Origin of the sequence: Hoeflea sp. TYP-13 (genome assembly GCF_040932035.1) — a bacterium.
In the GTDB taxonomy this organism is placed as follows: domain Bacteria; phylum Pseudomonadota; class Alphaproteobacteria; order Rhizobiales; family Rhizobiaceae; genus Hoeflea_A.
The window spans coordinates 198,565-225,175 of sequence record NZ_JBFRBB010000004.1 but is presented as its reverse complement, the minus strand read 5'-3'; the positions used below and the strand labels follow the sequence as shown (position 1 = coordinate 225,175).

General features: G+C 59.2%; 27 protein-coding genes. 10 read left to right on the top strand and 17 right to left on the bottom strand.

Annotated elements, in window-relative coordinates; all coding sequences use genetic code 11:
- The first annotated feature begins 11 nt into the window (after window positions 1–11).
- A complete protein-coding gene (locus tag ABVT35_RS21340) occupies window positions 12–1,124 on the top strand; it encodes a pyridoxal phosphate-dependent aminotransferase (RefSeq protein ID WP_368469170.1) in 1,113 nt (370 codons plus the stop codon).
- A 109-nt stretch (window positions 1,125–1,233) separates the two neighbouring features.
- On the opposite strand, the gene ABVT35_RS21335 is transcribed toward ABVT35_RS21340, so the two are convergent.
- Window positions 1,234–1,911, bottom strand: coding sequence for a GntR family transcriptional regulator (locus ABVT35_RS21335; RefSeq protein ID WP_368469168.1), 678 nt, complete (start codon window positions 1,909–1,911; stop codon window positions 1,234–1,236).
- Window positions 1,912–2,115: 204 nt separating this feature from the next.
- Here ABVT35_RS21335 and ABVT35_RS21330 point away from each other — a divergent pair, with 204 nt between their 5' ends.
- Entirely contained in the window at window positions 2,116–3,096 is a 981-nt protein-coding gene (locus tag ABVT35_RS21330) for a TAXI family TRAP transporter solute-binding subunit (RefSeq protein ID WP_368469167.1), read from the top strand.
- Window positions 3,097–3,188: 92 nt separating this feature from the next.
- Window positions 3,189–4,118, top strand: a complete 930-nt coding sequence (locus ABVT35_RS21325; protein WP_368469166.1) for an aminotransferase class IV — start codon at window positions 3,189–3,191, stop codon at window positions 4,116–4,118.
- An 85-nt stretch (window positions 4,119–4,203) separates the two neighbouring features.
- On the opposite strand, the gene ABVT35_RS21320 is transcribed toward ABVT35_RS21325, so the two are convergent.
- From ABVT35_RS21320 to ABVT35_RS21300, 5 genes are all read right to left on the bottom strand, one after another.
- The gene (locus ABVT35_RS21320; RefSeq protein WP_368469164.1) at window positions 4,204–4,470 is read right to left on the bottom strand and encodes a hypothetical protein; all 267 of its coding nucleotides are present in this window, start codon (window positions 4,468–4,470) and stop codon (window positions 4,204–4,206) included.
- Between the two features lie 324 nt (window positions 4,471–4,794).
- Complete coding sequence (locus tag ABVT35_RS21315) at window positions 4,795–5,295, bottom strand: hypothetical protein (protein ID WP_368469163.1); 501 nt, start codon at window positions 5,293–5,295, stop codon at window positions 4,795–4,797.
- Between the two features lie 114 nt (window positions 5,296–5,409).
- Window positions 5,410–6,189: an SDR family NAD(P)-dependent oxidoreductase gene (locus ABVT35_RS21310; protein WP_368469161.1), complete on the bottom strand. Its 780-nt coding sequence runs from the start codon at window positions 6,187–6,189 to the stop codon at window positions 5,410–5,412.
- Window positions 6,189–8,606 carry an FAD-dependent oxidoreductase gene (locus tag ABVT35_RS21305; RefSeq protein ID WP_368469160.1) on the bottom strand — a complete coding sequence of 806 codons (2,418 nt, stop codon included), beginning with the start codon at window positions 8,604–8,606 and terminating at the stop codon, window positions 6,189–6,191. The genes ABVT35_RS21310 and ABVT35_RS21305 overlap by 1 nt, the downstream gene beginning before the upstream one ends.
- 26 nt (window positions 8,607–8,632) lie before the next feature.
- Window positions 8,633–10,144, bottom strand: a complete 1,512-nt coding sequence (locus ABVT35_RS21300) for a trimethylamine methyltransferase family protein (protein ID WP_368469159.1) — start codon at window positions 10,142–10,144, stop codon at window positions 8,633–8,635.
- Window positions 10,145–10,246: 102 nt separating this feature from the next.
- Between ABVT35_RS21300 and ABVT35_RS21295 the strand changes: the two genes are divergently transcribed.
- The 3 genes from ABVT35_RS21295 (at window position 10,247) to ABVT35_RS21285 (ending at window position 12,961) form a co-directional block, all read left to right on the top strand.
- Window positions 10,247–11,161, top strand: coding sequence for a LysR substrate-binding domain-containing protein (locus ABVT35_RS21295; protein WP_368469158.1), 915 nt, complete (start codon window positions 10,247–10,249; stop codon window positions 11,159–11,161).
- Window position 11,162: 1 nt separating this feature from the next.
- Window positions 11,163–11,891 carry an aminoglycoside N(3)-acetyltransferase gene (locus ABVT35_RS21290; protein WP_368469157.1) on the top strand — a complete coding sequence of 243 codons (729 nt, stop codon included), beginning with the start codon at window positions 11,163–11,165 and terminating at the stop codon, window positions 11,889–11,891.
- A gap of 344 nt (window positions 11,892–12,235) precedes the next feature.
- Window positions 12,236–12,961 carry a TetR/AcrR family transcriptional regulator gene (locus ABVT35_RS21285; RefSeq protein WP_368469156.1) on the top strand — a complete coding sequence of 242 codons (726 nt, stop codon included), beginning with the start codon at window positions 12,236–12,238 and terminating at the stop codon, window positions 12,959–12,961.
- Here ABVT35_RS21285 and ABVT35_RS21280 read toward each other — a convergent pair.
- Window positions 12,948–13,229: a DUF1330 domain-containing protein gene (locus ABVT35_RS21280; protein ID WP_368469154.1), complete on the bottom strand. Its 282-nt coding sequence runs from the start codon at window positions 13,227–13,229 to the stop codon at window positions 12,948–12,950. The two genes, ABVT35_RS21285 and ABVT35_RS21280, sit on opposite strands and share 14 nt — an antisense overlap.
- Before the next feature lie 100 nt (window positions 13,230–13,329).
- Between ABVT35_RS21280 and ABVT35_RS21275 the strand changes: the two genes are divergently transcribed.
- The gene (locus ABVT35_RS21275; RefSeq protein ID WP_368469153.1) at window positions 13,330–14,217 is read left to right on the top strand and encodes a LysR family transcriptional regulator; all 888 of its coding nucleotides are present in this window, start codon (window positions 13,330–13,332) and stop codon (window positions 14,215–14,217) included.
- Window positions 14,218–14,238: 21 nt separating this feature from the next.
- Here ABVT35_RS21275 and ABVT35_RS21270 read toward each other — a convergent pair whose 3' ends face one another.
- Together ABVT35_RS21270 and ABVT35_RS21265 are read right to left on the bottom strand one after the other, a co-directional pair.
- The gene (locus tag ABVT35_RS21270) at window positions 14,239–15,906 is read right to left on the bottom strand and encodes a pyridoxamine 5'-phosphate oxidase family protein (RefSeq protein WP_368469152.1); all 1,668 of its coding nucleotides are present in this window, start codon (window positions 15,904–15,906) and stop codon (window positions 14,239–14,241) included.
- Window positions 15,907–15,968: 62 nt separating this feature from the next.
- Window positions 15,969–16,589: a glutathione S-transferase family protein gene (locus ABVT35_RS21265; RefSeq protein ID WP_368469150.1), complete on the bottom strand. Its 621-nt coding sequence runs from the start codon at window positions 16,587–16,589 to the stop codon at window positions 15,969–15,971.
- Window positions 16,590–16,741: 152 nt separating this feature from the next.
- Between ABVT35_RS21265 and ABVT35_RS21260 the strand changes: the two genes are divergently transcribed.
- Window positions 16,742–17,638: a LysR family transcriptional regulator gene (locus ABVT35_RS21260; RefSeq protein ID WP_368469149.1), complete on the top strand. Its 897-nt coding sequence runs from the start codon at window positions 16,742–16,744 to the stop codon at window positions 17,636–17,638.
- A 5-nt stretch (window positions 17,639–17,643) separates the two neighbouring features.
- Here ABVT35_RS21260 and ABVT35_RS21255 read toward each other — a convergent pair whose 3' ends face one another.
- Complete coding sequence (locus ABVT35_RS21255) at window positions 17,644–18,264, bottom strand: class I SAM-dependent methyltransferase (protein ID WP_368469148.1); 621 nt, start codon at window positions 18,262–18,264, stop codon at window positions 17,644–17,646.
- A 112-nt stretch (window positions 18,265–18,376) separates the two neighbouring features.
- On the opposite strand from ABVT35_RS21255, the gene ABVT35_RS21250 reads away from it, so the two are divergent.
- Window positions 18,377–19,201, top strand: coding sequence for an alpha/beta fold hydrolase (locus ABVT35_RS21250; protein WP_368469147.1), 825 nt, complete (start codon window positions 18,377–18,379; stop codon window positions 19,199–19,201).
- Window positions 19,202–19,330: 129 nt separating this feature from the next.
- On the opposite strand, the gene ABVT35_RS21245 is transcribed toward ABVT35_RS21250, so the two are convergent.
- The 7 genes from ABVT35_RS21245 to ABVT35_RS21215 form a co-directional block, all read right to left on the bottom strand.
- A complete protein-coding gene (locus ABVT35_RS21245) occupies window positions 19,331–19,729 on the bottom strand; it encodes a hypothetical protein (protein WP_368469146.1) in 399 nt (132 codons plus the stop codon).
- A 148-nt stretch (window positions 19,730–19,877) separates the two neighbouring features.
- Window positions 19,878–20,717: an alpha/beta fold hydrolase gene (locus ABVT35_RS21240; RefSeq protein WP_368469145.1), complete on the bottom strand. Its 840-nt coding sequence runs from the start codon at window positions 20,715–20,717 to the stop codon at window positions 19,878–19,880.
- Window positions 20,714–21,817, bottom strand: coding sequence for a branched-chain amino acid ABC transporter permease (locus tag ABVT35_RS21235; protein ID WP_368469144.1), 1,104 nt, complete (start codon window positions 21,815–21,817; stop codon window positions 20,714–20,716). The genes ABVT35_RS21240 and ABVT35_RS21235 overlap by 4 nt, the downstream gene beginning before the upstream one ends.
- Window positions 21,818–21,829: 12 nt before the next feature.
- A complete protein-coding gene (locus tag ABVT35_RS21230) occupies window positions 21,830–22,822 on the bottom strand; it encodes a branched-chain amino acid ABC transporter permease (protein WP_368469143.1) in 993 nt (330 codons plus the stop codon).
- A gap of 12 nt (window positions 22,823–22,834) precedes the next feature.
- The gene (locus tag ABVT35_RS21225; protein ID WP_368469142.1) at window positions 22,835–23,557 is read right to left on the bottom strand and encodes an ABC transporter ATP-binding protein; all 723 of its coding nucleotides are present in this window, start codon (window positions 23,555–23,557) and stop codon (window positions 22,835–22,837) included.
- Window positions 23,554–24,321, bottom strand: coding sequence for an ABC transporter ATP-binding protein (locus ABVT35_RS21220; protein WP_368469141.1), 768 nt, complete (start codon window positions 24,319–24,321; stop codon window positions 23,554–23,556). The genes ABVT35_RS21225 and ABVT35_RS21220 overlap by 4 nt, the downstream gene beginning before the upstream one ends.
- 154 nt (window positions 24,322–24,475) lie before the next feature.
- Window positions 24,476–25,681, bottom strand: coding sequence for a substrate-binding domain-containing protein (locus tag ABVT35_RS21215; RefSeq protein ID WP_368469139.1), 1,206 nt, complete (start codon window positions 25,679–25,681; stop codon window positions 24,476–24,478).
- 373 nt (window positions 25,682–26,054) lie between these two features.
- Here ABVT35_RS21215 and ABVT35_RS21210 point away from each other — a divergent pair, with 373 nt between their 5' ends.
- The gene (locus tag ABVT35_RS21210) at window positions 26,055–26,606 is read left to right on the top strand and encodes a LuxR C-terminal-related transcriptional regulator (protein ID WP_368469138.1); all 552 of its coding nucleotides are present in this window, start codon (window positions 26,055–26,057) and stop codon (window positions 26,604–26,606) included.
- The last annotated feature ends 5 nt before the right edge of the window (window positions 26,607–26,611 follow it).

Here is a 26,611-nt window from a genome sequence, read left to right as displayed (position 1 = left end):
CAGGCCAGCCGATGACCGAATTTTCAAAATTTACGCCGCTTGTCCAGTCGCTTCCGGCAACCGTGCCATTTGTCGGTCCGGAAACCCAGGAACGGGCGGCCGGAAAACCGTTCCGCGCCCGTATCGGCGCCAATGAGAGCGGCTTTGGTCCGGCGCCCTCGGTCAAGGCGGCGATCAGCGCCGGAGCCGATGAGGTATGGAAATACTGCGACCCGGAAAACCACGACCTGCGCGAGGCGCTCGGTGCGCATCTCGGCTTGTCCAGTGACAGGATCGTCGTCGGCGAAGGCATTGACGGCCTGTTAGGGCTGGTGGTGCGCCAGATCGTCACCGAAGGCACGCCCGTGGTCACGTCGCTCGGCGCCTACCCGACCTTCAACTACCACGTTGCGGGCTTCGGTGGACGTCTGATCACCGTGCCCTATCGCGACGACAGGGAGGATCTTGACGCGCTTTTGATGACGGTGATCCGCGAAAACGCACCGCTGGTCTATCTCGCCAATCCGGACAACCCGATGGGCACCTGGCACGACAACAAGGACGTCGCGGCCTTTGCACGGGCCCTGCCCGAACAAACGATGCTGATCCTTGACGAGGCCTATGGCGAAACGGCGCCGCAAAACGCGTTGCCGGCCGTGAGCGCGCTGATTGACCGGCCGAATGTGCTGCGCATGCGGACATTTTCAAAAGGCTATGGCCTTGCGGGCCTGCGCTGCGGCTATGCCTTCGGCAGCCCAGGCACAATCTCGTCCTTCAACAAGGTGCGCAACCATTTCGGCGTCAACAAGATGGCACAGATCGCGGCTCAAGCAGCTCTTAAGGACCAGGATTATCTCACGTCCGTTTGCGGACTGATCGACGCCTCGCGCCGCCGCATTGGAAAAATTGCCCGCGCCAACGGGCTGGAGCCGCTGGATTCGGCCACGAATTTTGTCGCCATAGACTGTGGGCGAGACGGCGATTTCGCCACCGCGCTTTTACAGGAGCTGGTCAGCCGCAGCGTCTTCGTGCGCATGCCTGGCGTTGCCCCGCTCAACCGCTGCATAAGAATCAGCGTCGGACCCGACGATATGATGGACATTTTTGAAGAAGAACTGCCGGAGGCGCTCAAGGCGGTGACGTAGGGTGAACGTCATTGGCAATCGTATCGACCACAACGCAGATACTGCCTTGGCGTGAAACTTGGCCCTCCGGCCCTTTGAACCGGTAATAGGAACCCTCATCCACGCAGTCCTAAGGCCCGGTTATGAAACTCTTGGTCTTTTCCAAACCCTGGCGCATGTGGTCGTCGAGGTGGCGGATCATCGCCTCGATATCATCGCCGCAGGCGAGTTCGATATAGGTGTCATGGGCCTGGCGCAGCGGCCCCTTTCGTCCATGCGCCTGCTGATGCATGGCGAAATAGAACTGCAGGTTCGGCTTCATACGGTTCCAGCTTTGCTGCAGCAACTGGTGATCGGACAGTTCATAACACCAGCTGTGCAGATCAAGTTCGCGCTGTATCGCCTCGTCCGGGTCAGATCCGTCAACAATTGTTTTTGACAGCGCGACATTTCGCTGGCGAAGATCTTCGATCGATGCGGCATCGCGTTTGTCCCAGCATTGGCGAAAGGCGAACTGTTCCAGTGCGGTGCGCAGCGAATACAGCTCGTTCAGATCCTTCAGCGTGATGTCCCTTACAAACAATCCCTTGTAAGGCTTGCTGACGACCAGTCCGATATCAACCAGTTCACGAATGGCTTCGCGAAGCGGTCCCCTGCTTATGCCCAGCGCTTCAGCCAACTGCATTTCGGTCAGGCGCGATCCCGCCGACAATTCACCGGAAACAATCAGTTTGCGCAACTGATCCACGGTGCGGCCGCGCAATGTGGAATCGGCAAGAGGGCGGACCGCCGCAAGCTGTGTTGTCACTGTTTACTGTCCTCCGTACCGCACCGTCACGGGATACCACTGAAGCTTCGAATCTCGTCCGGGCACTATGGAAAACCGCCTCCATAATGTCAATTGTTGACAATCCTACAATCTGACAATACAACAAAGATCGCGAGGATGACAAAATTGACAGGCATTCCGGTGTCGACATGGCCGACGAGCGGAATGAAATGGAGGAATCACATGCAGAAATCAGCGAAAAAACTGGTCGCCCTTTGCGGTGTCGGTCTGCTCGGACTGGCCCTTTCGACACCGACCAGGGCGGATGACCAGAAATTCATCACCATCGGCACCGCGGGTGTCACCGGCATGTACTATGTGGTCGGCAATTCGATCTGCAAATTCATGAACCGTACTTCAGACGAACATGGGTACAAGTGCACCGCTCAGGCAACCGGCGGCTCGATCGCCAATCTCAACGGCATAGCCGCGGGCGACATGAATTTCGGCACCGTGCAATCGGATTGGCAGTATCATGCCCTTCACGGCACAAGCACCTTTGCCGAGTCCGGACCCAATGAAAAGCTTCGGTCCGTATTTTCAGCGCACGCTGATATCGTCACCATTCTGGCCCGAGCCGATGCCGACATCGACGCACTTGCCGATCTCAAGGGAAAGAGGGTCAATATAGGCAATCCGGGATCGGGATCGCGTGCGACCGCAGAGGTTTTGCTCGACACGATCGGTATCGACGTTGGCGATCTTGCACTCGCGTCTGAACTGAAATCGGCCGAACAATCCGCCGCGTTGTGCGACGACAAGGTGGACGCGATCATGTTTTCAGCCGGCCATCCCGTTGGAAATATAAAAGAGGCCACCGTATCGTGCGACACCGTCTTTCTGCAGGTCGAGGGCGGAGAGGTCGATAAAATGGTCGCCGAAACCCCCTATTACTCAAAAGCCACCATTCCCGCCGGTCTTTACAAGGGACAACCCGATACGATCAATTCCTATGGACCGCTTGCCACGCTGGTGACCTCGACCGATACGGACGAGGAGGCCGTCTATCAGGTCGTCAAAGCGGTCTTCGACAATTTCAAGCGCTTCAAGGCGTTGCGACCCAACTTTGCCGATCTCGATGAAAAGGACATGATATCCAACGGCACCATCGCGCCGCTGCATGAAGGTGCGGTTCGCTACTACAAGGAGCGGGGCTGGATGTAGATCCGACCGCACCTCCCAACGACAGGTTCGCGGCCCGAACAGGACGCGGGCCTGTTGCTTTTATCGGTTTATCGGACACGACAGGCTAAACTATGAACGGTGAAAGTCACACGACGCATGACGCCATTGATGACCCGCGCAACCGCGACATCAAGATCTACATCAATGGCGAACTGCTCCACCGGGACCAGGCGAAAGTATCGGTCTACGATTCCGGCTTCATGCTCGGTGACGGCATGTGGGAAGGACTGCGACTCTACAACGGCAAGTGGGTATTTTTCGATGAGCACATGGATCGGTTCTTCGACAGCTGCAAAGCCGTCTCCATCGAAGTGGGTATGGACCGCAAGGGCGTCCTCGACGCATTGAACCGAACGGCAGAAGCCAACAACATGTCCCACGACGTGCATTGCCGGCTGATGCTGACACGCGGCATCAAGGACAAGCCTTTCCAGCACCCCTCGCTGTCGCGATCCGGACCGACGCTGGTGATTATCATGGAGCACTCGAAGCCGGTGGATCGGCTTCACGAACGCGGCATTCGGCTAGCGACCGTGCCGCAGATCCGGGGCCTGCCGATGAGCCAGGATGCGAAACTGAACAGCCATTCGAAACTCAACTGCGTTATCGCCAGCCTGCAGGCTGAGCAGGCCGGTGCCGATGAGGCATTGATGCTCGATCCGCACGGCTTTGTGAACACGACAAACGCCTGTAATTTCTTCATCGTGCGCCGAAATGAAGTGTGGACCTCGACGGGCGACTACTGCATGAACGGGGTCACCCGGCAGAAAGTCATTGACATCTGCCGCGGCAACGACATCCCGGTTTTCGAGAAGAACTACTCGCTTTACGAAACCTACGGGGCACAGGAGGCGTTCTTGACCGGCACATTCGGCGCGCAGACGCCGGTGGACGAAATCGACGGCAAGCGGATCGGTTCCGGCGAGCGTTCGGTAACCTCAAGGATACAGGCTCTCTATCGGGAGCTGGTCGCACGTGAAACGGGCATGAGCCGGATATAGGGTCTCCGGCCCAAGTGGCTTTGCCGATTTGGCGATGACCGAGTGCGATCGCTTGCCGTGCGATTGCCGCGGTACAGCTTGCCCGTCAGGCCTGCGGGCCTTCGGCGACTTCGATCGCCTCTTCCCAGGAATGGCCGGCGGCCATGATGCAGGTGACACCGGATGTGTTGGTCATGAGGATCGTCCAGGTGCCGGTTTTCGAGGTGTAGACCTCGAACATGGCCTTGCCGGTGGCTGACAATCCGAGCGCCTTGGGCGATTCCTTGTATTTTTCACTCAGAGCCTTGAGCAGTTTCGTCCGATCACCGCAAGTCAGTCCCGCCGCCTGCACCTGTGTCGAAACAGCAAACAAAGCCGAAACCAAAGTAATCCCTAATAGTTTTCTGGATATTTTGTGCATATTCTTACCTTTCACAGCCAATAAGAAGGTCTGACGAGAGGTTTATTCATGCACTTGCGTCAGACGCACTTTAAAGCTGAACCATAATACATGTGGCTCATGCGATAACTCCCTAACAACTCATAGAATCAGTGTGCGCGCCAATGGTTAACAAGGTGTTAACGCGCCAGTGCAGCTGCCTTAAAAAAGCCAGATTTCAGTGGGTGCACCAACCGGTACCGCAGTCGCCCCGATGAAATATAGAAGGCGCAAGTCATCAGGCCGGTTTCGCCGCGGCTACCTGACGGCGGCCCGGATCCAAAGATTGACCAGCGTGTGTTCAAGGGTGCTCTTGTCCTTGACCGAAACCGTCACACGCGTCGCTTCCAGCTGATAGCGCCGTGCGTCGTAGAAATCGGGATGGTTGACAGCCTGATCTTTTTCTCCAATCGCCAGAGATCCGAAACAGGCCTGTATTCTTCGGTCGAGATCCTCGAATTTCTGATAGGCGGCCGGCGCCTGGAGCGGAAATTCCCAAACGCAATTGTAAGTGCTGGCGCCAGATATCGGCGACACCTTGCAGTCCGACGCATCATTCAGTTTCAGGGTGGCCGGAAGGTTGCCGGTATCCGAGTCTGATCCGGCTACAATGTCTGCAAAATCCGCGCCCGCCAGATCGACAAGGTGATTGATGTCAGCGCAAAAACCGGCCGCACCTGCAGCAACGGCCGTTATCGGCATTGAGGCCGCAAGCAGGATCGTGCAAGCGGATTTTCCAATTCGGCAGACTGGCTTCATGGCTTTTGCCCGGATACGTTTTCGATCTGCCCTGCAGGCGCGCGTGCGCTCTTTCCATAATAGGCTCACCGTCAGGGATGTCGATCGTATCGAGCGATTTCTGACTGGAGCCGCTCAGCCGCGCTTGATCACGCCGCTGGCGTCGAAGCCGCCATCGACCGGCAGGGTGACACCAGTAATATAGCTCGACTGCGGCATGGCGAGATAGACGGCGGCGGCGGCAACCTCCTCCGGCGTTCCGTAGCGGTCCATCGGAATACCGTCGAGATAGGCACGGCGGGTTTCCGCATCATGCATTTTCTTAACGAGTGCCGTTTCGATGGCCCCCGGAGCCAGTGCATTGACCGTCACGCCATGTCCGGCCCATTCCATGGACATGACCCGCATCATCGCGGCGACGCCGCCCTTGGAGGCGCCGTATGCGGTTCGGCCCGTACCGCCGCGAATGCCTGCCATGGACGACATTGCGACGATGCGGCCATAGCCCTTTTCAACCATTGCCCGGCCCGCCGACTGCATCATCAGGAAAGTCCCCGTCAGGTTGATGCCGATAATCCTGTCCCAGTTTTCCCGCGTGGTCTCCAGTGCGCTCTGTTCCATGCCGATACCGGCGAAATGCATGAGGATTTCGACCGATCCGAATTTTTTCAAGGTGGCAGCGATCAGAGCATCCACATCGGCGGCATCGGCGACATCGGTCCGAACGAAAATGGCGCTGCATCCATTCGCCGCCAGTTTGTTGACCGTTTCCTGCCCGGCATCACCGTTCAGGTCCGCGATAACAATATTGGCCTCGAGGTCGGCCAGCATGAGGGCGGTGGCAAGGCCGATACCGCTGGCGCCGCCCGTGACGATTGCCGTGTGTCCCTTGAGTGTAAACATCAATTGACGCATTACCCCCGCATTTTCGAACCGTCCGGATCATAGAGCGGCGCGGCGGTGACCGTGGCCGGATAGGTTTCTCCAAGAATTTCAACCTCAAGCTCCGTTCCGTCTTCGGCATATTCCGGCGGCACATAGCCGAAGGCCATGGAATTTCCGGAATGGTGGGCATAGCCTCCGGAGCTGACATAACCGACACAGGCACCGTCCTTGAGGATCGCCTCGTCATTGCTGACATCGATATCGGCGGTGTCGACGGTCATGACGACCAGCTTGCGGTCCGGACCGGCCTCTCTTTCGGCCAGTGCCGCCTGCCTGCCGATAAAGTCCTTGTCCCAGTGGATGAAGACATCGAGACCGGACTGGGCCGGGGTGAAATCGGGGCGGAAGTCGAGTGTCCAGGCGCCCCAGTTTTTCTCCAGCCGCAACGACATCAGGGCGCGGCTGCCATAGGGTTTGAGGCCGAGATCGGCGCCCTCCTCATCCAGCCTCTCATAGAGCTTGAGGAGGTATTGCGGCGCGCAGTAGATCTCATAGCCAAGCTCGCCGGAAAACGAGACGCGCGCCAGCATGACCGGCACACCGGCCACATAGGTGCGGCGAATATCGCGGAATTTCAGCGCCTCGCCGGAAACATCATCGCGGCAGACGCGCGACAGCAGCTCACGCGATTTCGGGCCGGATATCGCCATGCCGTGCCAGTCGTCGGATGCGTTGCGATAGGCAATGCCCTCTTGCGGCAGATGTTTTTCAAACCAGCGGCGGTGCATTTCCTGCGCCGCGCCTGAGCCGAAGAGGATGAACTCATCCTCGGCAAGGCAGGCAACGGTCAGGTCGCCATAAAGCCTGCCGGCTTCGGTCAAAAGCGGTGTCAGCGACAATCTTCCCGGCTTCGGGACACGGCCCGCGCACAGGCGGTCGAGAAAGGTCCGCGCACCGGGACCGGTGACCGAATGCTTTGCAAAATTGGCGATTTCGATCATGCCGACCGCCTCGCGCACCGCTTTCACCTCCGCCGCCACATAATCATGCGCCCGCGAGCGCTTGAAAGTCGGCTCCTCATGGGCGTCGTCCGGTCCATCCGCAAACCACAGCGCATATTCAAGGCCGAAACTCGCATCCATCACCGCGCCCCTTGCGATCAGCCTGTCATAGAGCGCCGTCGTCTTCTGACGGCGGCCCTTCGGCAGGGTTTCGTTGGGGAAGGTCATGACGAAGCGGCGTTCGTAGTTTTCCGAGGATTTTATGGTGCCGTATTCGGGGGTCGCGAATTCGCCGAAGCGGGCGACATCCATCGCCCACACGTCAATGGAAGGCTCACCTTCGATCATCCATTCCGCCATGCACAGGCCGACACCGCCGCCCTGGCAGAAGCCTGCCATGACGCCGACAGCCACCCAGTAATTCCTCATGCCCGGCACCGGGCCGATCATCGGATTGCCGTCGGGGCCGAAGGTGAACGGCCCGTTGATCATGTCCTTGATGCCGGCACGGCCAAGCGCCGGAATGCGCTCGAAGCCGAGTTCCAGCCGGTCGGCGATGCGGTCAAGGTCCGGCGCCAGCAGTTCGTGGCCGAAATCCTGCGGTGTGCCGCCCACTTTCCAGGGCGTCGAGCGCGGCTCGTAGGTGCCGAGCAGCATGCCCTGGCGTTCCTGGCGGAAATAGATGTTGCCCTCGTAGTCGATGCCGGCGGGCAGCCGGTCTTCCGGCGCGCGCTCAACAATCTCGGGAATGGCCTCGGTGATGAGGTAATGATGCTCCATCGGCTGGACCGGCAGATCGACGCCGGAAAGATGGCCGACCTCGCGGGCCCACAGGCCGCCGGCATTTACAATGTATTCGGCATTGATGGTGCCGTTGGGCGTAACCACGTCCCAGGAGCCGTCCGGCTTCTGGTTGGTCTCGATGACCGGCGTGTGTGTATGGTAGGTGCCGCCATAGTGGCGGGCCGCCTTGGCGTAGGCGTAGGTAACGCCCGACGGATCGATATCGCCGTCGAGCGGATCCCAAAGGGCTGCAACATAGCGGCTCGGATCGATCAGCGGATGGCGACGGGCGGCTTCCTCGACGGAGATGAATTCCTGGTCGAGCCCCATATAGCGGGCCTTGGAGCGCTCGCGTTTCAGATAGTCGTACCAGTCCTGATTGGAGGCAAGGTAAAAGCCACCGGTCGCGTGCATGCCGCAGGACTGGCCTGAAAGCTCCTCGATCTCCCGGTAAAGGTTGATCGTGTAGCCCTGCAGCCGGGAGATGTTCGGATCGGAGCTGATGGTGTGTATCTGGCCGGCCGCGTGCCAGCTTGATCCGGACGTCAGTTCGTTGCGCTCCAAAAGCACGACGTCGTTCCAGCCGAATTTAGCCAGATGAAACAGGATCGAGCAGCCGACAACGCCGCCGCCGATAATCACCACTTTCGCATGTGTCTGCATCTGATTTTCTCCGTCGGCCGCGCCTGTCAGTACCAGGCGTCGGGCATACTGTCTTTCTTTCTGTTAATGAAATCGCGCAGCGCCTCGTCAGTCGCCTCATCGAGCGGCGGCGCCTGATGTTCATCGACTATCCTGTTCCAGCGCTCGAACGCGCGCTGTGCCGTATCCTTGCTGCCGCGCTCGGTCCATTGCTCGAAACTTTCGGAATCCGACAGGACGGCATCGTAATAGGCGGTCTCATAGTTCTGCATGGTATGGGCAGAGCCGAGGAAATGGCCTGCCGGCTCGACATCCTCATAGGCATTCGCGCCGAGCGCATTGTCATCGACTGCGACGCCGCCCAGCAGTTTTTGATAGGCACCGAGCCTGTCGGCGTCGATCATCAGTTTTTCAAATCCGGTGACAAGGCCGCCTTCAAGCCAGCCGGCCGAGTGGAGCACGAAGTTGGCGCCGCCCATGACGGTCGAATGCATCGAGTCGGCGCTCTCAGCGGCGGCCTGCGCATCGGGAAGTTTTGAAGCTGTCAGCGATCCGCCACAGCGCAGCGGCACACCGAGCCGCCGTGCCAGCTGGCCGATAATGTAGTTGGAGGCAACCGGCTCCGGCATTCCGAAGGTCGGCGCACCGCTCTTCAGACTCATCGATGACAGGAAATTTCCCATCACAAACGGCGCACCCGGTTTTACAAGCTGGCTGAAGGCACCGCAGATCATGGCTTCTGCAAAGGCCTGCGCTATGGATGCGGCCGTGGTGACCGGCCCCATGGCGCCGCCAAGAATGAACGGCGCGACGACAATGCCCTGACCGGCGCCGCAATAGACCTGGATCGCCTGGGTGACGACCCTGTCGACATGCAGCGGCGAGTTGGTGTTGACGTTGCCCATGATGACGCAATTGTCGCGCATGAAGGATTCACCGAACAGGATGCGCGCCATGGCAACGGAATCCTCTGCCCGTTCCATTTCGGTAATCGCGCCGAGGAACGGTTTGTCGGAAAAGCGCATATGCGCATAAAGCATGTCGAGATGGCGTTTGTTAACCGGCAAATCACAGGGTTCGCAAATGACCAGGCCCATATGGTGAAGCGACGGCAGCATGGAGACAAGCTTCGACAGCTTTTCGAAATCCTCGATGTTTCCGTAGCGGCGGCCCTTTTCGGCACAGCGCACGAAGGGCGCACCGTAGATCGGCGCGAAAACCGTGCTGCGCTCGCCGATTTCGACGCTGCGCGAGGCGTTGCGCGCGTGCTGGGTGAATTTCGACGGCGCGGTCCCGCACAGGTCGCGCGCCATGCCACGCGGCAGCCGCACACGCGTTCCCTTGACGTCGGCGCCCGCCTCCTTCCAGATACGCAGCGCCTTCGGATCGTCGCGGAACTCGATACCGATCTCTTCGATCAGCCGGTCGGCCTGCTCCTCGATACGAACGAGGCCCTCTTCGTGCATGAATTCGACAAAGGGGATGTCCCGGGTGACGAATGCGGGCGCTGCCGGTGCCGGACGCTCTGTGCGCCGGGATCGTCTCGATGCGGCTCTCATTTACACCATGCGCCTCCACCCAATATCCACGGACATAAGAGTATGACGAAAATCAGCGTCCGTGACGATTGAAAATTCTTGGCCTATGCATAAACTCAAATTATGAGAAAGCTTCACAGACGCATTCAATCTCCAGCCGCGCTCTTTGCCTTCGAGGCAGCGGCAAGGCATCTGTCATTCACAACCGCGGCTGAAGAATTGAACGTTTCGCAACCTGCTGTCAGCCTTTCGGTCAAGAAGCTCGAACAGGCGCTCGGCACCAAACTGTTCGAACGCCGCCACCGTACCATAAAGCTGACGGAAGCCGGTGAGCGCTTTTATGCAGATGTATCATTTGGTTTAATGCACATCCTGAATTCCGCCGAAAGCGTGGCAAGCCGGCTGCCCGAGGAGCATGTTTCATTTACCTGTTCAACGGCCTTTGCCCACTACTGGATGCTGCCGCGGCTGGCGACCTTCCGGCGGAATAATCCCGATATCGAGATCCGGCTGCAGACGACCGACAAGGATATCGACATTGCCGAGGAGCCGCTTTCCTTTGCCGTGCGCCTCGGTTCCGGCGACTGGCCCGGATATGAATCGCTGCGGCTTGGTCCGGAAATGATCTATCCGGTTTGCAGCCCGGCCTATCTGGAAAAGGCCGGGCAACCCAAATCCGATACGGAGCTTTTGTCCCACGAGCTTATTCATCTGGAAGAACCGTTCAGGCCGCGCGCCGGGTGGCGCGACTGGTTTGCGGCGCAGGGGATCGACTATGTCGATACGGGCGGCGGGCTGCGTTTCAACGATTATGCACTGGTCATCCAGGCGGCGATCGCCGGCGAAGGCATCGCCTATGGCTGGGATCATATCGTCGAGAAGGTCGTCAAACAGGGCCTTTTGGTGCGCGTCGGCACCGGTCTCTACAATATCGGGCGCGGCCATTATGTCATCTGGCCGGAAAACCAGCCGCCCGGCCCGAAGGCCGAGCGCGTGCTTGAGTGGCTAAAGACGCAGGCAAAGGCGGTGGACAGGTAATATGCACCGCAGGGCAAAACTGCGCGATCAGTTGAACAGGCTTGGCCTCGGCAAATGCGGTCTTGTCATGGTGCATGCAAGCATGCGGCGCGTTGGACCGACACAAGGCGGTGCATCCGGCCTGCTTGACGTTCTGCAGGAAAGCCTCGGGCCGGATGGAACTCTGGTCATGCCGATGGGGGCAGACGACAGCCAGCCGATCGATTGCCGAACCACGCCGGCGGACAAAGAACTGGGTGTACTGGCGGAGGTCTTCCGGCAGAGAAACGGCACGCAGGTCAATGACCACGCGGCGGCGCGGTTTGGCGCAGCCGGCCCGCAGGCCGCCGACATTCTGGAGCCGATACCGCTGCATCATTATTATGGTCAGGGCTCACCGCTGTCGCGCTTCGCAGCGAGCAACGGATGGGTGCTGCGCCTTGGTGCGGACATCGATACGGTCACGCTCACACACTGGGCCGAGTACCTTGCCGACGTGCCGGAAAAACGCCACGTCCGGCGTCGCTATGTGCGCGCCGGTACGGGTCCGCAGTGGATCGAAAGCCTGGACGATGTTGACGGCATCGCCGATTGGCCTGAAGGCGATTATTTCTCGCAAATCCTTATCGACTTTCTGGCGGGCGAGGGGGCAAGAACAGGGGCTGTCGGCGACTGCCAGGCGGAGCTTTTTTCAGCCAATGACTTCGTGCCGTTTGCGGTGCGATGGATGGAGGAAAGGCTCGGAAAATGAAGCGGCACATTCAGCCGCCGACCCGCAGCTTACCTGTTGAATATTGCGGGGCAGGTATTGGTCCGTGTGCTGCCGGAAGCGGAAAATTTCGGACCTTGTTTTCAGCGCCCGTGGCGCATCGGATCGGGCATCGAGCACCCGCATTGCCGGCGCATTTGGCGGTCGATTTTAGGGATTGCGTGCGTCCCAATCGCCGCAATTTTGTCGATCCCATACCTCTCGGTTTCATCGTAAAACCCCGGTATTCCGGCTAAATACCGGTCGGTATTTAATTAGCCGCTTGAATTTGCACCCGATGGATTTAAAATACCGCCTAGTACTTTTGATGTGTGAGGGAGTGGACGATGGCGCGCGGGAGGCCCAGAAAGACAGACCCGGACGCTGCGCTGGACACAGCAATGAAGGTCTTTTGGGAGCGAGGCTTCGAAGGTACGTCGATGAACGATCTGTCGACCATGACCGGCATGGCAAAGCCGGGGCTCTATGCGAATTTCGGCGACAAGGAAGCGATCTACGCCAAGGCGATGGAACGCTATTGCAGTGCCTATGCGGGGCCTATGCTAGAGGACCTGCTTCGCTCCGATGATTCACTCGAAATCACCGTGCGGCGATTCCTTGACGGGGTTGTCGTTTCGGCAACCGACACAATGGGACCGAAAGGCTGTTTTGTCGCCAACAACCTGGTGGAATGTGCAGGCAAGCCACCATCACTCGAGGCGCTGGGGCGCTATGTTGACGAGCAGCGGCAGAAGGCTCTTGCCGCACGGTTTCAGGCAGCGCGGCAAAAAGGCGAGCTGCCTGAAGATGCGGACATCAAATCACTGGCGGAATTCTATTCCGGTCAGGCGCTGGCTCTGGCTGTGATGGCACGGGCCGGCGCTCCCTGGACAACACTTTACCGATTTGTCGATACGGCGATGACCCTGTTGCCCGCTGTCGAAGCGGAGGAGACGGGCGGCGAAAAGCCGGAGATCCGTTCCGAATGGCACGAGGGGATAATTCCGCTTACTCCATACAAGCGGAGCGTTGCGCCCGGCCGCCGCCCCGTCGTTTACTTCAAAGCAAAATGATTGTCGAATGACCGCTGCCCCGGCGCAGCGCATGGACGTCGGCAAGCGCCGGATCATCTATCCACGCCCTGGCAGATACCTGATCCGGAAATGTCAGGACGGCGGCAAGCTGCGGCAGATCCGGCCCGCCTTCAAGCAGGGTAAGTTCGCGGGAGGCCTGAGCAACGGCGCCGCCATGTTTTGCCAGCGCCTCACCGGCCCGTTCCCGATAGGCAGTGAGTTGTTCGGGTGCCGTGATTGTCAGAGTAACGATCGCATGGGTCGTCATGGTGCAGAACCTCCTTGTGTCGGGATACGAAACTAGCTGGATTCGGCCTGATCAAAAATGCACTATAATTGCGGACTGCTTGTGCAATAATGCACAGGTTGTGACTGACTGGAGCGATCTGAAATTTGTTCTCGAAACGGTTCGCCAGGGTGGACTGAGCGGTGCCGCACGTGTGCTGGGCGTCAATCACGCAACCGTATCGCGGCGCATTGCGGCAGCAGAACAATCGCTCGGCGCGCTGCTCTTCGATCGCCTGCCGGGCGGTTATGCGCCGACGGAAGCCGGTCTTGACGCGGCGCGGGCGGCGGAACGCATGGAGGCGGCGGAGGCCGAGCTCAGCCTGCTGATCGGTTCGCGCGACAGGGCTTTGTCCGGCCCGGTGACGGTAACTGCGCCACAGCTCATGATCGAACGCGTCATGGCCCCGGTTTTTGCCGAATTTTGCCAGCTGCATCCGGAGATCGAGTTGAAGGTGCTGGCCACAAACGAACCGCTGAACCTCTCGCGCCGCGAAGCGGACGTCGCCATCAGGGTTTCAGACGCCCCGACGGAAACACTGTTCGGAACCCGGGCGGCGGAACAACGCGCCGCCGTTTTCATTAGTCATGATTATGCGGCAATGCTCAACGCCGAGCCGAACAGGCCGCTCGACTGGATACGGTTTCTGCACTGGCCCGGGCTGCCTGAAGAAATCCGCTCCGTGTGGCCAAATCAGCGGGTTGCGCTTGCCGTCGATGACATGGCGGCCGCCATCGGGGCGGTGCGTGCCGGCATCGGCGCAACACGGATGCCGTGTTTTCTCGGCGACAGTGACCCGCAATTGACTCGCCTGGCGGGTCTTTCCACATTTTCCTACCCCAGTGTGTGGGTTTTGACTCATACGGACCTACGTCGCGTGCCGAGGATCGAAATGTTCATGCAATTTGTCTCAGCGCAGCTGCGCACACAACAGGCCCTGTTTGACGGATCTGTATATATAGCCGACTGAATTTTTTAATTAGCCGTCTTTTTATTGGCTCGTGGTGAGCACCGGACCAAATGTCTCCGTTCGAATATTTTCCGCTACAACACCCATTTGCAGCAAATCCTCGATGACATCGGCCATAAAACGTGCCGGGCCGCACACATAATAGGCTGCTTCTTCAGCCGGCACCAATTCCGCCAACAACTTACCAGTTACGCGACCCTTGCTGTGATAGTCATGCCCCGGCCGATCGCCTGCGTCCGGCCGGCTGTAAGCGACATGGATTCCGATATTCGGGTGATTGTCGGCAAGATCGCGAACTTCGCCGGCAAATGCGTGGTGGCGGCGGTCGCGGGCGCCATGGACGAACAGGACGGGCCGACCGTCACCGCGCGCAGCCAGGTCATGCAGCATGCTCAGCACCGGCGTCACCCCGACCCCGGCACTGACCAGCACAACCGGCGCGTCCGTTTCGTGCAGAACAAATTCACCGGCGGGATTGCGGGCATCGATGATTGCGCCCGGTTCGAGGCAGTCATGCAGGTAGGTAGACGCTTTGCCGTGCGGTTCGCGCTTGACGCTGATCCTGTATCGCGGGTCAGCGGGTGCACCCGACAGCGAATAGGTTCTGCGCAGATTTTCCTTTCCGGGGGGTTGCGACAGTTCGACGGGCAGATGCTGACCGGCGGTAAAGGGCGGCAAATCACCGCCATCGCGCGCTTCGAACACGAACGAGGTCACATCGGCGCTTTCGCGGATCTTTTCAACAAGGCGCAGCGAGCGAACCGATTCCGCCTCCGCTTCCCAGCGCAAAGCAATTGCCGACGGCAATTCGACAATTTCTTCGATCTCCAGTGTCAAGAGGCGCCGGGCACCGGGAAATCTCGATATGTCGTCGGAATCCCAGTCAACCGTTGCACTGCCGGTCATCTGCAGCAGGCTGCCGGTGGTAAAATCGATAAACAAGAACCCTGCCCTCGGATCGGCGATTATGTTGCCGATCGTATTGAAGTGATTGTTGCCGGCATAGTCGGGAAACCGGATCCGGCGGGCATCCAGAACCTCGACAAACCCCGGATCGCCGCCGCGGTGCGAGGCATCCATTCCAAAGGCCGGGTTTTCGCCTTCGCCGCGATAGCCGCTGGCGATGAAAAAAGTGTCCGCGGAAGAAACGACCGCCTGCTGGTGGTCGGTCAGCTCCCTTCCACGCCACGGATTGCCGGCGGAATTGCTGTCGATCCTGTGCCATGCACGCTCGCGGATATATTGCGGGCAGTTGCCAAAGGACTGGTCGACCGCAAAGGTCAGGCCGTCGGCATCGGCATTTTCCACTTTGCCGTTCACGCGGTTGCGCCGGCGGGTGGCCAGCTCGATGCCGAGGACGCCAATTTCGGAGCCATTCTTGAATGCGCCCTCCAGCGCGTCGCCCTTTACCGGTCGGGCATTGATAACCAGGTGCCGCGGATCGGGAGAGTGGACGAACCGTTGCGGGCCTGTCAGGATCGTGGCCCAGGGCCGGTTCCGGTCATCGCGGGCGGCAACCACCAGAAAAGGAAGCGCGGTGTGAAATGCACGATGCTGTTCGGGCAGGTGATCGCGCACGACCTGCCGTGCCCAGTATTCGATATCCCTGACGCCGAGCCGTTCCTGCACCATTTGCTCACCGGCATGGAATGGCGACTGACCGTCGTGTTCTTTGGTTTTGTCCAGCATTTTGGGCTCCTGTGCGTAGTCTGGGAACCGGCAGGCGGCTTTTTGCCGCCCGGGGCGTTGATTCAGGCGGCAAGGCCGACAGGTGTCGACGGCATTGCCACAAAGCCGGGCAGTCCCCTGATGCGGTCCAGATAAGCCCGGATGTTGGGGTAGCCTTCGAGCGAAACATTGCCCTCCGGCGCATGGGCCGTGTAGCTGTAGATGGCAACGTCGGCGATGGTCGGGTGGTCACCGACAAGCCAGTCACGGCCATTGAGATGGTTTTCCAGTCGCGTGAAGGCGATTTTGGCAACGGCAGCCGTTCGCTCCGGGTCGAGGCCGGCGCCAAAAACCGTGATCAGGCGGGCCGCTGCCGGGCCGTAGGCGATCTCGCCGGCTGCAAACGAAAGAAACTTCTGAACCTCAGCCTCAGCAGCAGCATCGGTCGGCAGCCAGTCGGGCGCATATTTCCGGGCGAGATAGACAAGAATTGCGTTGGAATCGGCAACAACCGTGTCGCCATCCTCGATGACCGGCACCTGGCCAAAGGGGTTGAGCGACAGAAACGGCTCTTTCTTATGCTCGCCGGCGGCGAGGTCAACATCGATCAGCGTGTGATCGATTCCGGCGAGGTTTGCAAACAGAACAACCCGGTGGCTGTGGCCCGACAGGGCAAAATTGTGAATACGAATGGCGTTTGACATGGTCGTGGTCTTTCCTGGATGGGGTTTGAATTCGACCGGTGCTGACCGGTTGACCACACCATGACCTATTACCTGATTGAATATAATCCCTCTTTATTTTCATTTATTATGTAGTAGTTATTCATAATAGGTCGAACGGTGAGGAACGGAAGATGGATCAGGTCGAAGCAATGCGCGCCTTTGTCGCCGTTGCGCAGGAGCATTCCTTCACCGGTGCGGCGCGGCGCCTGGGAAAATCGACCAAGCTGGTGAGCAACCATGTGGCCGCCTTGGAGGCGCGGCTGTCGACACAGCTCTTCAACCGGACAACGCGCAACGTTGCCCTGACCGATGTCGGTGCGGCGTATCTGGAACGCTGCCGGCCGATCCTCGAACAGTTCGACGAGCTGGAAGACCTGGTCCACGACCGGCAGAGCGCGCTTTCCGGGCAAATCAGGATCACCGCACCGACCTCGTTCGGGTCCATGCGGCTGGTGCGGGCACTGGCGCCGTTTCAGGCCGAACATCCGGCGATCGAGATTGAGCTTTATCTCACCGACACAAGGGTCGCGCTGGTTGAAGAGGGGTTTGACCTTGCGGTTCGCATCGGAACCTTAAGGGACTCAACTCTCAGGGTTCGAAAGCTTGCGGACATGCCGCTCGTCATTGTCGCTTCTGCGGAATATCTCGAAACACACGGGCGTCCCGGACACCCGAGAGCTCTGGCGTCGCATAATTGCGTTGCCGACCAATTTCTCACAGACAGGACTTCCTGGCGGTTCGATATGGGCGGTGACGAGGAATCCGTCCGCGTTTCGGGGAACATCAGCGTCAATACGCCCGGCGCCCTGGCGGAGGCGGCGATCAATGGCATGGGTATCGCACGTTGCCCATACTACGTCGTTGAAGCCGCGCTGGCCGACGGCAGGCTGGAGGAATTGTTCCGCGATCACCGCATAACCGATTTCGGTCTTTATGCCCTTTATCCCCCCAACCGGCACCTGACAGCCAGAATGCGGGCGCTGATCGATCATCTGGCCGGATTTTTCGGTTCTGCTGCGGGAAGGTGAGCCAATCAGTAGGGTATTGCCGCACCCCAACTGTTGTAGCCCACCAGGCGCGCGGTTCCTGGAAGATACATCTGCTCCAGCGAGGTCAGGCGAAACCCGGCATTCTGGATTTCCATCGGCAGATCCCGGTCAAGGCGGCAACCGCCGCCAACGCGCCGCCACACGGGCGTGAGCCGCTTTTGCCATTTGTTGACGTTGCGGTCCGGAGCGGCGCCATGTTCGCAAAACAGCAACTGGCCCGCCGGCTTGAGAACCCTGCGCATCTCAAAAAGCGCCGCTTCCAAAGCATCGATACTGCAAAGGGTATAGGTGACGAGAACCGTATCGATCTCGTCGTCTGCGAGCGGAATTTGCGCGGCGTCCAGAAGCAGCGGTTTGAAATCGATATCCAATTGCCCGGATTTTTGAAGCGCGCCTTCCATCAGCGCCGCCGAAGAGTCGAGGCCGAAGACACACTCGACTTTCGAACTGTCGAGATAGGCCAAATTCAGGCCGCCGCCAACACCGATTTCCAGCACCCGCCCTTTCGCGAGCGGTACAATCTTCTCCCTCTGCTTCATAATGGGCTTGGCCTGACAGGAGGCATTGATAAGCCGGGGCAGCACAAAGCGACTGTATAGAGACATCGTTTCTTCCGGTTGCTCGCACATACAATAGCAAATCAGACGCCCTTCGGCACCCGGGCCGCCGCATGTCCAGCTCCAGTAGCCTGTGTTACGTTCCAAACGGAGGTTGACCATGGCTATAGTCGAAATCGATGGCGTACGTCTGCACTATACGGACGAGGGATCCGGCAGCGAGACGATCGTCTTTTCGCACGGCCTGTTGATGAGCGGCGACATGTTTGCAGCTCAGGTGGCGACCCTCAAACACAAATATCGCTGCATTGCCTATGATCACCGCGGCCAAGGCCAAAGTGCGGTCACCGATGACGGTTACGATATGGAAACGCTGACGGCAGATGCCGCCGGTCTCATTGAAGCGCTGGGCGCTTCGCCCTGCCATTTTGTCGGCCTTTCCATGGGCGGGTTCGTCGGGATGCGGCTCGCTTCACGGCGGCCGGAACTTCTGCGCTCCCTGACATTGCTTGAAACGTCGGCGGACCCGGAGCCGAAGGAAAACCAGAAGAGCTACAGACTGCTCAATTTCATCGCCCGCTGGTTTGGCCTTGGCCTGGTTCTCGGCAAGGTCATGCCGATCATGTTCGGCAAGACATTCCTCAGCGATCCGGACCGGGCGGCGGAAAGGGAAAAGTGGCGTGCGCATATCGGCTCCAACCACCGGATCGGCATCACCCGGGCGACCAGAGGCGTGATCGACCGGGCAGGCGTGAGCGATGAAATCGGAACCATCGATTTGCCGGTTCTCATTATTGTCGGCGACGAAGACGTGGCGACGGTTCCCGAAAAATCAGAGCGGATGCACCAGGCCATCAAGGGTTCGAAACTGGTGACAATTTCAAAGGCAGGTCACTCGTCGACAATCGAGCAACCGCGGGCCGTCAACGGCGCGCTGTCAGAATTTCTGTCCAGTATCCGGGATAAAGCCACCGCCCGGGGATAAGCCGGCGGCGGCGCGCGGACAGCCCTTCAGGGTATGGTTCAGTTTTTCAGCGTTCCGAAACGGCTGTGTCCGCCCCTAGCGGCGCTGGAGACACTTGCAGGAGCGTCCATGAACGCAGCAACCGTAGCGCTATTTGATCGTAATGATGGTCTTGCAGCCGCAATCCCCGGTCTTCGAACAATAGAGCTTTGGCGGCGTGCCCTGCACAGCCACGTCGCAGCAGCCATCACACTCGAATGTACCCGAACCGCCCGCAGTACCACCGCCAGAAGCCGAAAGCCCCAATGGCGGTTTGAATTGGCCCGATTTCTTCGAAAAACCCTGAAGGCGATAGCCGCGCGGCAGGTTGAGTCTGTTCCCGCGAACGGTCATCCCGCGCGGAAGCTGACCGATAACCCTCACAGAATCGCCATCGGCCTTTTGAATGGATAGTGAAGCCTGCGAAAAAGCCGCGGTGGATGTCATGAGCAGGGGAAGCGCGAACGCGGCGATCATGAGTGAAATTTTGCTTTTAAAGAATGGCGTCATAACTCGTCCTCCATAAACAAACAGAGGCTGAGCGCCTGCACCAAGTCTTTCACAGCAATTTGCTGGCCTATAGGTCTTCAGCGCCTCAGCCAACTGTTTCAGTATATCACGAGCCTGGATAACGCGCCGAATCGGCCGGCCGTCTTCTTCAACTCTCCAGGAACCGCTCCAGAAGCTGCTGCTGGTCGGAGGCAACAAATGTCGGCGCGTGGCCGACACCGGCGATCTCCACATAGTCCGGTTTCGGGCCGCGGGCGCGCATCTCGTCGGCGACGGATTTCGGCAGTACGTCCGACACCGCACCCCTGATCAGCAGCGTCCTTGCCAAAATGGCATCGTAGTGCGGCCAGACGTCGAGATCGGCCTTGTGCCTTGTAAACTGTGAGGCGATCATCGGATCGTAATGAACGGCGATGCGGCCGGCATCATTGCGGCGTACCGATGCGTCGATCAGGCGGCGCCAGAAGCTGTCGGGATTGTCGCCGAAGGGCGCATAGCTGGTGCGCAGCCAGTCCTCCATCTGGACGACCGTGTCGAAAACCGGCGGGTTGCCGACATAGTCCGCAATGCGATATTGCGCACCTTCCGGAATATCCGGGCCGATATCATTGATGACAAGATGCGTCATGCGGTCTTTCAACGCTTCGGCAGCCAGGCGCACGCCGATCAGCGCACCCATGGAGGTGCCGACCCAGCGCAGGCTGTCCACGCCATAGTGATCAAGGATTGCAAGGGCGTTCTCGCCGTAGACCGTCATGTTGTAATCGGCGCCGTCAGCCTTCGACCAGCTGGAAAGGCCGCGGCCGATCGTATCGGGACAAACGACAAAATAACGTTCCGCGAGCACTTGTGCGATTTCATCGAAATCGCGGCCGTTGCGGGCAAGACCGTGCCACATCATGACGAAGGGCATTGAGCGGTCTCCCCACTCGCTGACATGCAGCTCGTGCTTCCCGGCCCTGATATAAACTGAACGCCGCCCGGTCATGAATGCCCGCCCTTTTTATTGAGTGTTCCGACTATGCCCGCGGGGAAGAAATAGACCAGCAGGATGAATAAGATACCGAGCCAAAGCAGCCAGCGGTCCGGCGCCAGCAATTCGGGGAGCAGCGGCATGCCGGCGGTGGCTTCGGAAGCAAGCGCCATCAGGTCTTTGAGGTAAAACTGCGCAAGGCTCATCAGGGTCGCACCGATGATGGCGCCGGTCATGGTGCCCATGCCGCCGATAACGACCATCAAAAGGATGTCGATCATGATGGCGAAGGAGAGCGAGGTCTCGGGTCCGGTGTATTTCAGCCAGACGGCGCGCAGGATCCCGGCGCAGGCGGCGATGACCGCCGCAATGCAGAAAATGGCAGTACGGTAGAGGACGACCTTGTAGCCGAGAGCTTCGGCGCGCATTTCATTTTCGCGGATGGCTTCAAGAACCGTACCGAGCGGCGAGGCAACGATGCGCAGCATGAGAAAATAGAGGATGAGCGAGCCGAAGAAGACGAAGTAGTAGGCCGCCATCTTGCCATTCGCCTTGGCGCCGAAGATGCGCAGCACCTTGCCGTCTTCATCGGTCAGGAGTTTGGTGGCGGGCGAAAACAGCTTCGGCACCTTGTAGATGATGCCGTCCTCGCCGCCGGTGAAATCGGAAAACTGGCTTGCCATCACCGCCATGACGGAAGCGGCGGCAAGGGTGACCATGGCAAAGAAGATCGCCTTGACGCGCAGGGACAGCAGTCCGACCAGCGCCGCAAGGACAAGCGACACAATAATCCCGAGGGCACCGCCAAGCAGGATGGCGTCCCAGCCCGGACCCATCATTTTGAGCGCAATCGCCGTGCCGTAGGCGCCGAGGCCGAAAAACATGGTATGCGCGAAGGACACTATGCCCGTATAGCCGATCAGCAGATCGTAGCTCGCCACCAGCACGATGAAGATGCAGATGCGGGCCGCGACTTCCTGGCTGCGTACATCGGGAAAAAGCATCGGGGCAAAAAGCAGGCACAGGCCGATCGCGCCGATGATCGCATAGACGATCAGCCGGCCGGTGCGGCCGCGGGCGCGTTCGGCGTTTGCGTCGAGTGCAAGTTCAGTCATCTCCAACGCTCCCTATTTCACCGCCGGCCGCAGCCCGTAGGGCCGCCACAACAGGATCACCATCATCAGGATCATGTTGGACGCGAGCGCCATTTTGGGTGCCAGAAAGGCAACGTAATTGCCCATCAGCCCGACCATCAGAGCGCCGAGAAGCGACCCTTCGATCGATCCCAGTCCGCCGATGATGATGACGATGAAGACGATGATCATCATTTCGGAACCGATCGCCGCGGTGATCAGCGTCTCGTAACCCGCCCACATGGCCCCGCCAATGGCGGCAAGCGCCGAACCGAGAACAAAGACACCGATGAACAGCCGGTCGATGCGAAAACCCAGCGCCTCCACCATTTCGCGGTTTTCCACCCCGGCACGCACAAGAAGACCGACGCGGGTGCGGTTGAGGATCATGTAAAGCGCGATATAGGCGGCAAGCCCGAGCGCAAAGGCGAAGAGGCGATAGAGTTCGATCGAGACGTCGCCGATGATCAGCGAGCCGGTGAGGAAATTCGGACGCGGCACGGAGATGGGCGAGCCGCCCCAGATGGCCAGAATGAGCTGCTCGGCGACGATCAGCGCACCCATGGTAATAAGGATCTGGCGCAGATGGTCGCGATAGACCGGCTTGATGATCACCCGCTCAAAGGCCCATCCGGCGACGAGGCCGAACAGGGCTGCTGCACAAATTGCCAGGAAAATCGCCAGCAGGTTTAGGAAGATGCTGTCTGCCCCGACCCAGGCGGCCAGCGCCGCCAGAACCGACGCGGCGATAAACGCGCCGAAGGAAACGAAGGCGGAATGGCCGAAATTCAGCACATCCATCAGGCCAAAGACAAGGCTGAGGCCCGATGCCATCAGGAAGATCATCATGCCCATGGCAAGGCCCGCCACGGTCAGCGTCACCCAGGTCGAGGGCGAACCGATCAGCGCGAACGCAACGATTGCAAGCAGCACCGGCAGGAGGTTGATGCCGCCGAAGCGCTCGAAGAGATTGGAAGTGGAATCCATTTTTCGGTGCCCCTATTGATGTGCGTCGAGCGAAAGGCTGAGCAGTTTCGTCTGCAGCACCGTGTCCTCGACGAGATCCGCCATATTGCCCGTGTGGGCGATGCGGCCGTCGTCGATGACGGCGACCGTCTGCCCCAGTGATTTGGCGAAAAGAAAATTCTGCTCGACCAGCAGGATCGTGGTTTCGCGGGCAATTTCCCTGAAGGCGTCGACCATATTGAGGATGATTGCGGGGGCGAGACCCTTTGTCGGCTCATCGATCAGGATGAGGTCGCGCCGCTCAATAATCGCCCTTGCTATGGCGAGCATCTGCTTCTGTCCGCCGGACAGCGACCAGGCGGATTTCGTCCAGAATTTCTCCAATGCCGGAAACAGCGTGTAAATGCGGCCAAGCCGTTCCCTGTCGAAGCTGCCGTCATTGGTCGCAAGACGCATGTTTTCTTCAACGGTCAGCCCGCCGAAAATACCCATGTTCTCGGGCACAAAGGCAATGCCTTTTCGGGAAATCTCACTGGTATGCAGGTGGGCGATATCATCGCCGCGAAACCGGATCGCGCCTTCGCGGGCCTTCCACAGCCCCATGATGGTGCGCAGGGTCGTCGTCTTGCCGGCCCCGTTTCGGCCGAGCAGGACATGCACGCCGCCTTCCGGCACGCTGAGCGATACGCCGTGGAGAATGTGATACTGGGCGATGTCGGTGCTGATACCGTCAAGCTCTAGGATTGGAGCCGTCATGCCGCGTCCTCCGCCGGCATGCCGAGATAGATATCGCGCACCAGGGGCAGCGAGATCACCTCGTCGGGCTTGCCGTCGGCCACCAGTTCGCCGTTGTGCAGGACAATGATGCGGTCGGCAAGGGAGCGCACGACGTCCATTTTGTGCTCGACGAGCAGGATGGTCTTTTGCGTATCCTTCTTGATCTCTTCAATCAGTTCGAGGATGACCGGAGCCTCGTCGACCGACATGCCGGCCGTTGGCTCGTCGAACATAAAGATATCGGGCTTGAGGGCCAGAAGCAGCGCGATTTCGAGCTTGCGCTGGTCGCCATGCGGCAAGGCGGTGACCGGCAATGCCGCGGCGGTCTCAAGCCGGGTCGCTTCAAGATAGGAATAGGCCTCGTCGCGCAGGTTCCCGAAGGATGCTGTGCTGCGGAATATGACCGGGCCCAGCCCGTGCTGCGCCTGTACGGCAAGTCGTACATTTTCCAGTACGGAAAGCTGAGGAAACAGGTTCGTGAGCTGAAACGCCCGGCCAATGCCGGCCTTGGCGCGCGCCGACGCGCTGAGCGACGTTATCTCGCGCTCACCCTTGTAAATACGGCCCGCCGAGGGGCGAAGCTGGCCGGAAATCAGATTGAAATAGGTGGTCTTTCCGGCACCGTTCGGGCCAACGATGACGGTCAACTCGCCCGCCTTGAATTCGCAGGTCACAGCGTCGACCGCAGTATGGCCGCCAAAGCGAATGGTCAAATCCTCTGTGCGCAATGAAGCGGAGGTCATGGCGTCGTCCAACATAGTGTAGTGTTCAAAATAACAGACTGGGGCCGTGCCGGGTTTCCGCAACCCGGCCCAGTTCCTGAGCCGGGTGCGCTGCGGCCGGAGACTTCCCCACCATCATCGGGAACAACAGCGGGGAAGCTCCGGGCGCGAGACCTTATTCCTGGTTGTTTCGGCCAACCGGAATTTGCATTTCATCCGACTTGATCTCACGGACGAGTTCGGGAATGGCCCAGTCGACATTGTCGTCGACCTTGATCTTGAAGTGATACATGGACTGCAGTGCCTGATGGTCCTCGGGGCGGAACGTCATCTGTCCCTTTGGCGTTTCCCAGGACATGCCTTCCATTGCGGCAATCAGGTTTTCGGTCGTCCAGTCATCGGTGCTCTGCAGCGCCTTTGCAACGGCAAGGCCAGCAGCCATTCCGCCGGCGGTGAAGAAATCCGGCGGCGAGCCGAAGCGCTTGGTGTGCTCGGCGACCAGCCAGTCATTGACCGGATTGCTGGGGTTTTCATAGTAATAGTAGATGGCGCCTTCCATTCCCGGCACCCGCTTGTAGGTGGGCAGGACGGGCAGGATGTGACCGCCGGTCGAGATCTCGATGCCGTAGCGTTCCGGCTGCATGGACTTGATCTTGCCCATCGGGTCGCCGCCGCCGGCAACATAGATCAGGATGACCTTACGGCCTTCCTTGTCCTTGAGCGCAGCAAACATGCGTTCGGCCGCGGCCGTAAAATCGGTCGTCTTCAGCGGTACATATTCTTCCGCGACTATTGTTGCGCCGGTGCCTTCCATGGCCTTCTTGAAAGCGGCAATGCCGTCCTTGCCAAACGCGTAGTCCTCGGCAAGCGTTGCCACATGCAGGTCGGGACCGGGCTTCAGCGCCAGGGCCTGCGCCTGCATATCCATGGACGAATTGCGGGACGTCTTGAAAACGTAGCGGTTGGAATCCGGCCCCGTCAGCGAATCGGCAACCGCGGGCTCGACAAGAAGGATGCGCTCATATTCTTCAGCGATGGGCAGCATGCCCTTTGTTACACCTGACGAAGTGCCGCCAACGGCGATCAGGACATCGTCATCACCATAGGCTTCCGCAAGAACCGCGCGGGCGACATCCGGCTTGAACTGCGTGTCCTTTTCAATGATCTCGATGTCGCGGCCATTGATCTTCATCGTGCCGTCGGTGGCATATTCCAGACCGAGCTTGAAGCCGGTGTGGCTTTGCTTGGAAAAGGCCTCGAAGGTCGAGCCGGACAGGCCGTGAACCAGTGCGATCTTTACCGCATCGTCAGCGGCGTTGGCGGCAAAGCCCGCAACAACCAGCGACGTTGCCACGGCAAGTGTTGATACCAGTTTCTTCATGCTTCTACTCCTCCCGATCAGGCGCAAAACTGCCCTTACCCGATTGATTCCAAACGGGGTTCTTGGCACGCCGGACCTTGTGTGCGATGGATGACCCATTATCCTGCGTTTGGAGGCATGCGATCAAGATGGTAGAAATACGCTAATCAGCAAAACCGGGCCGTGCGGGGCGACACTGTGTGGTTCAGTAGCAATTCCGATTTGAGATAGACCGGGGCAAGCTTTTGTTTCCAATTGGGTTTTCGGGTTTTTGGGGTTTCCGGTGCTTGTGCCGCAAGCGGACAGATTGCGCGGACCGAAACACTCCGACGGGCAGAATCCGCACCGGTCATATGATCCAATTCAGCCAAATTACATACCGATGATTACACCAATGGACCCGCAGGAAATGCTCGAAATGGCCTTTCATCAAGCGCCTGTGGGTATCGTCATGACCCAGCACCGGGTCATACGCTATTACAACAAGGCTTTTGCGGACATGTTCGGCTATGAGGGCGACGAACTGCGCGACCGGTCTTTCGCGATTCTCTACCCCTCGCTCGACGAGTTCGTCAAAATCGGCAATATCGGCCTGCAGCCCTTGCGTGAAACCGGCCGCTATTCCGACGAGCGCATTATGGCGCGGCGGGACGGATCGCTTTTCTGGTGCAGGGTTCGCGGCAATTCGCTGACGCGCGACGAACCGCTGGCCCATGCGGTTTGGAGCATGGCGGACCTGTCACACGAACGGCCGGTTATTTCGCTGACCATGCGAGAGCGGCAGATCGTCATGCATCTGGGCGAAGGCCGCACCAGCAAGGATATCGCGAGAATCCTCGAGATTTCGCCACGCACGGTGGAAGCCTACCGGGCGCGGCTGTTGAAAAAACTCGGCGTCAGCAATGTCGCAGAGCTTTTGTCGAATGTCGGCGGCATGCCTGGATAGAGCGG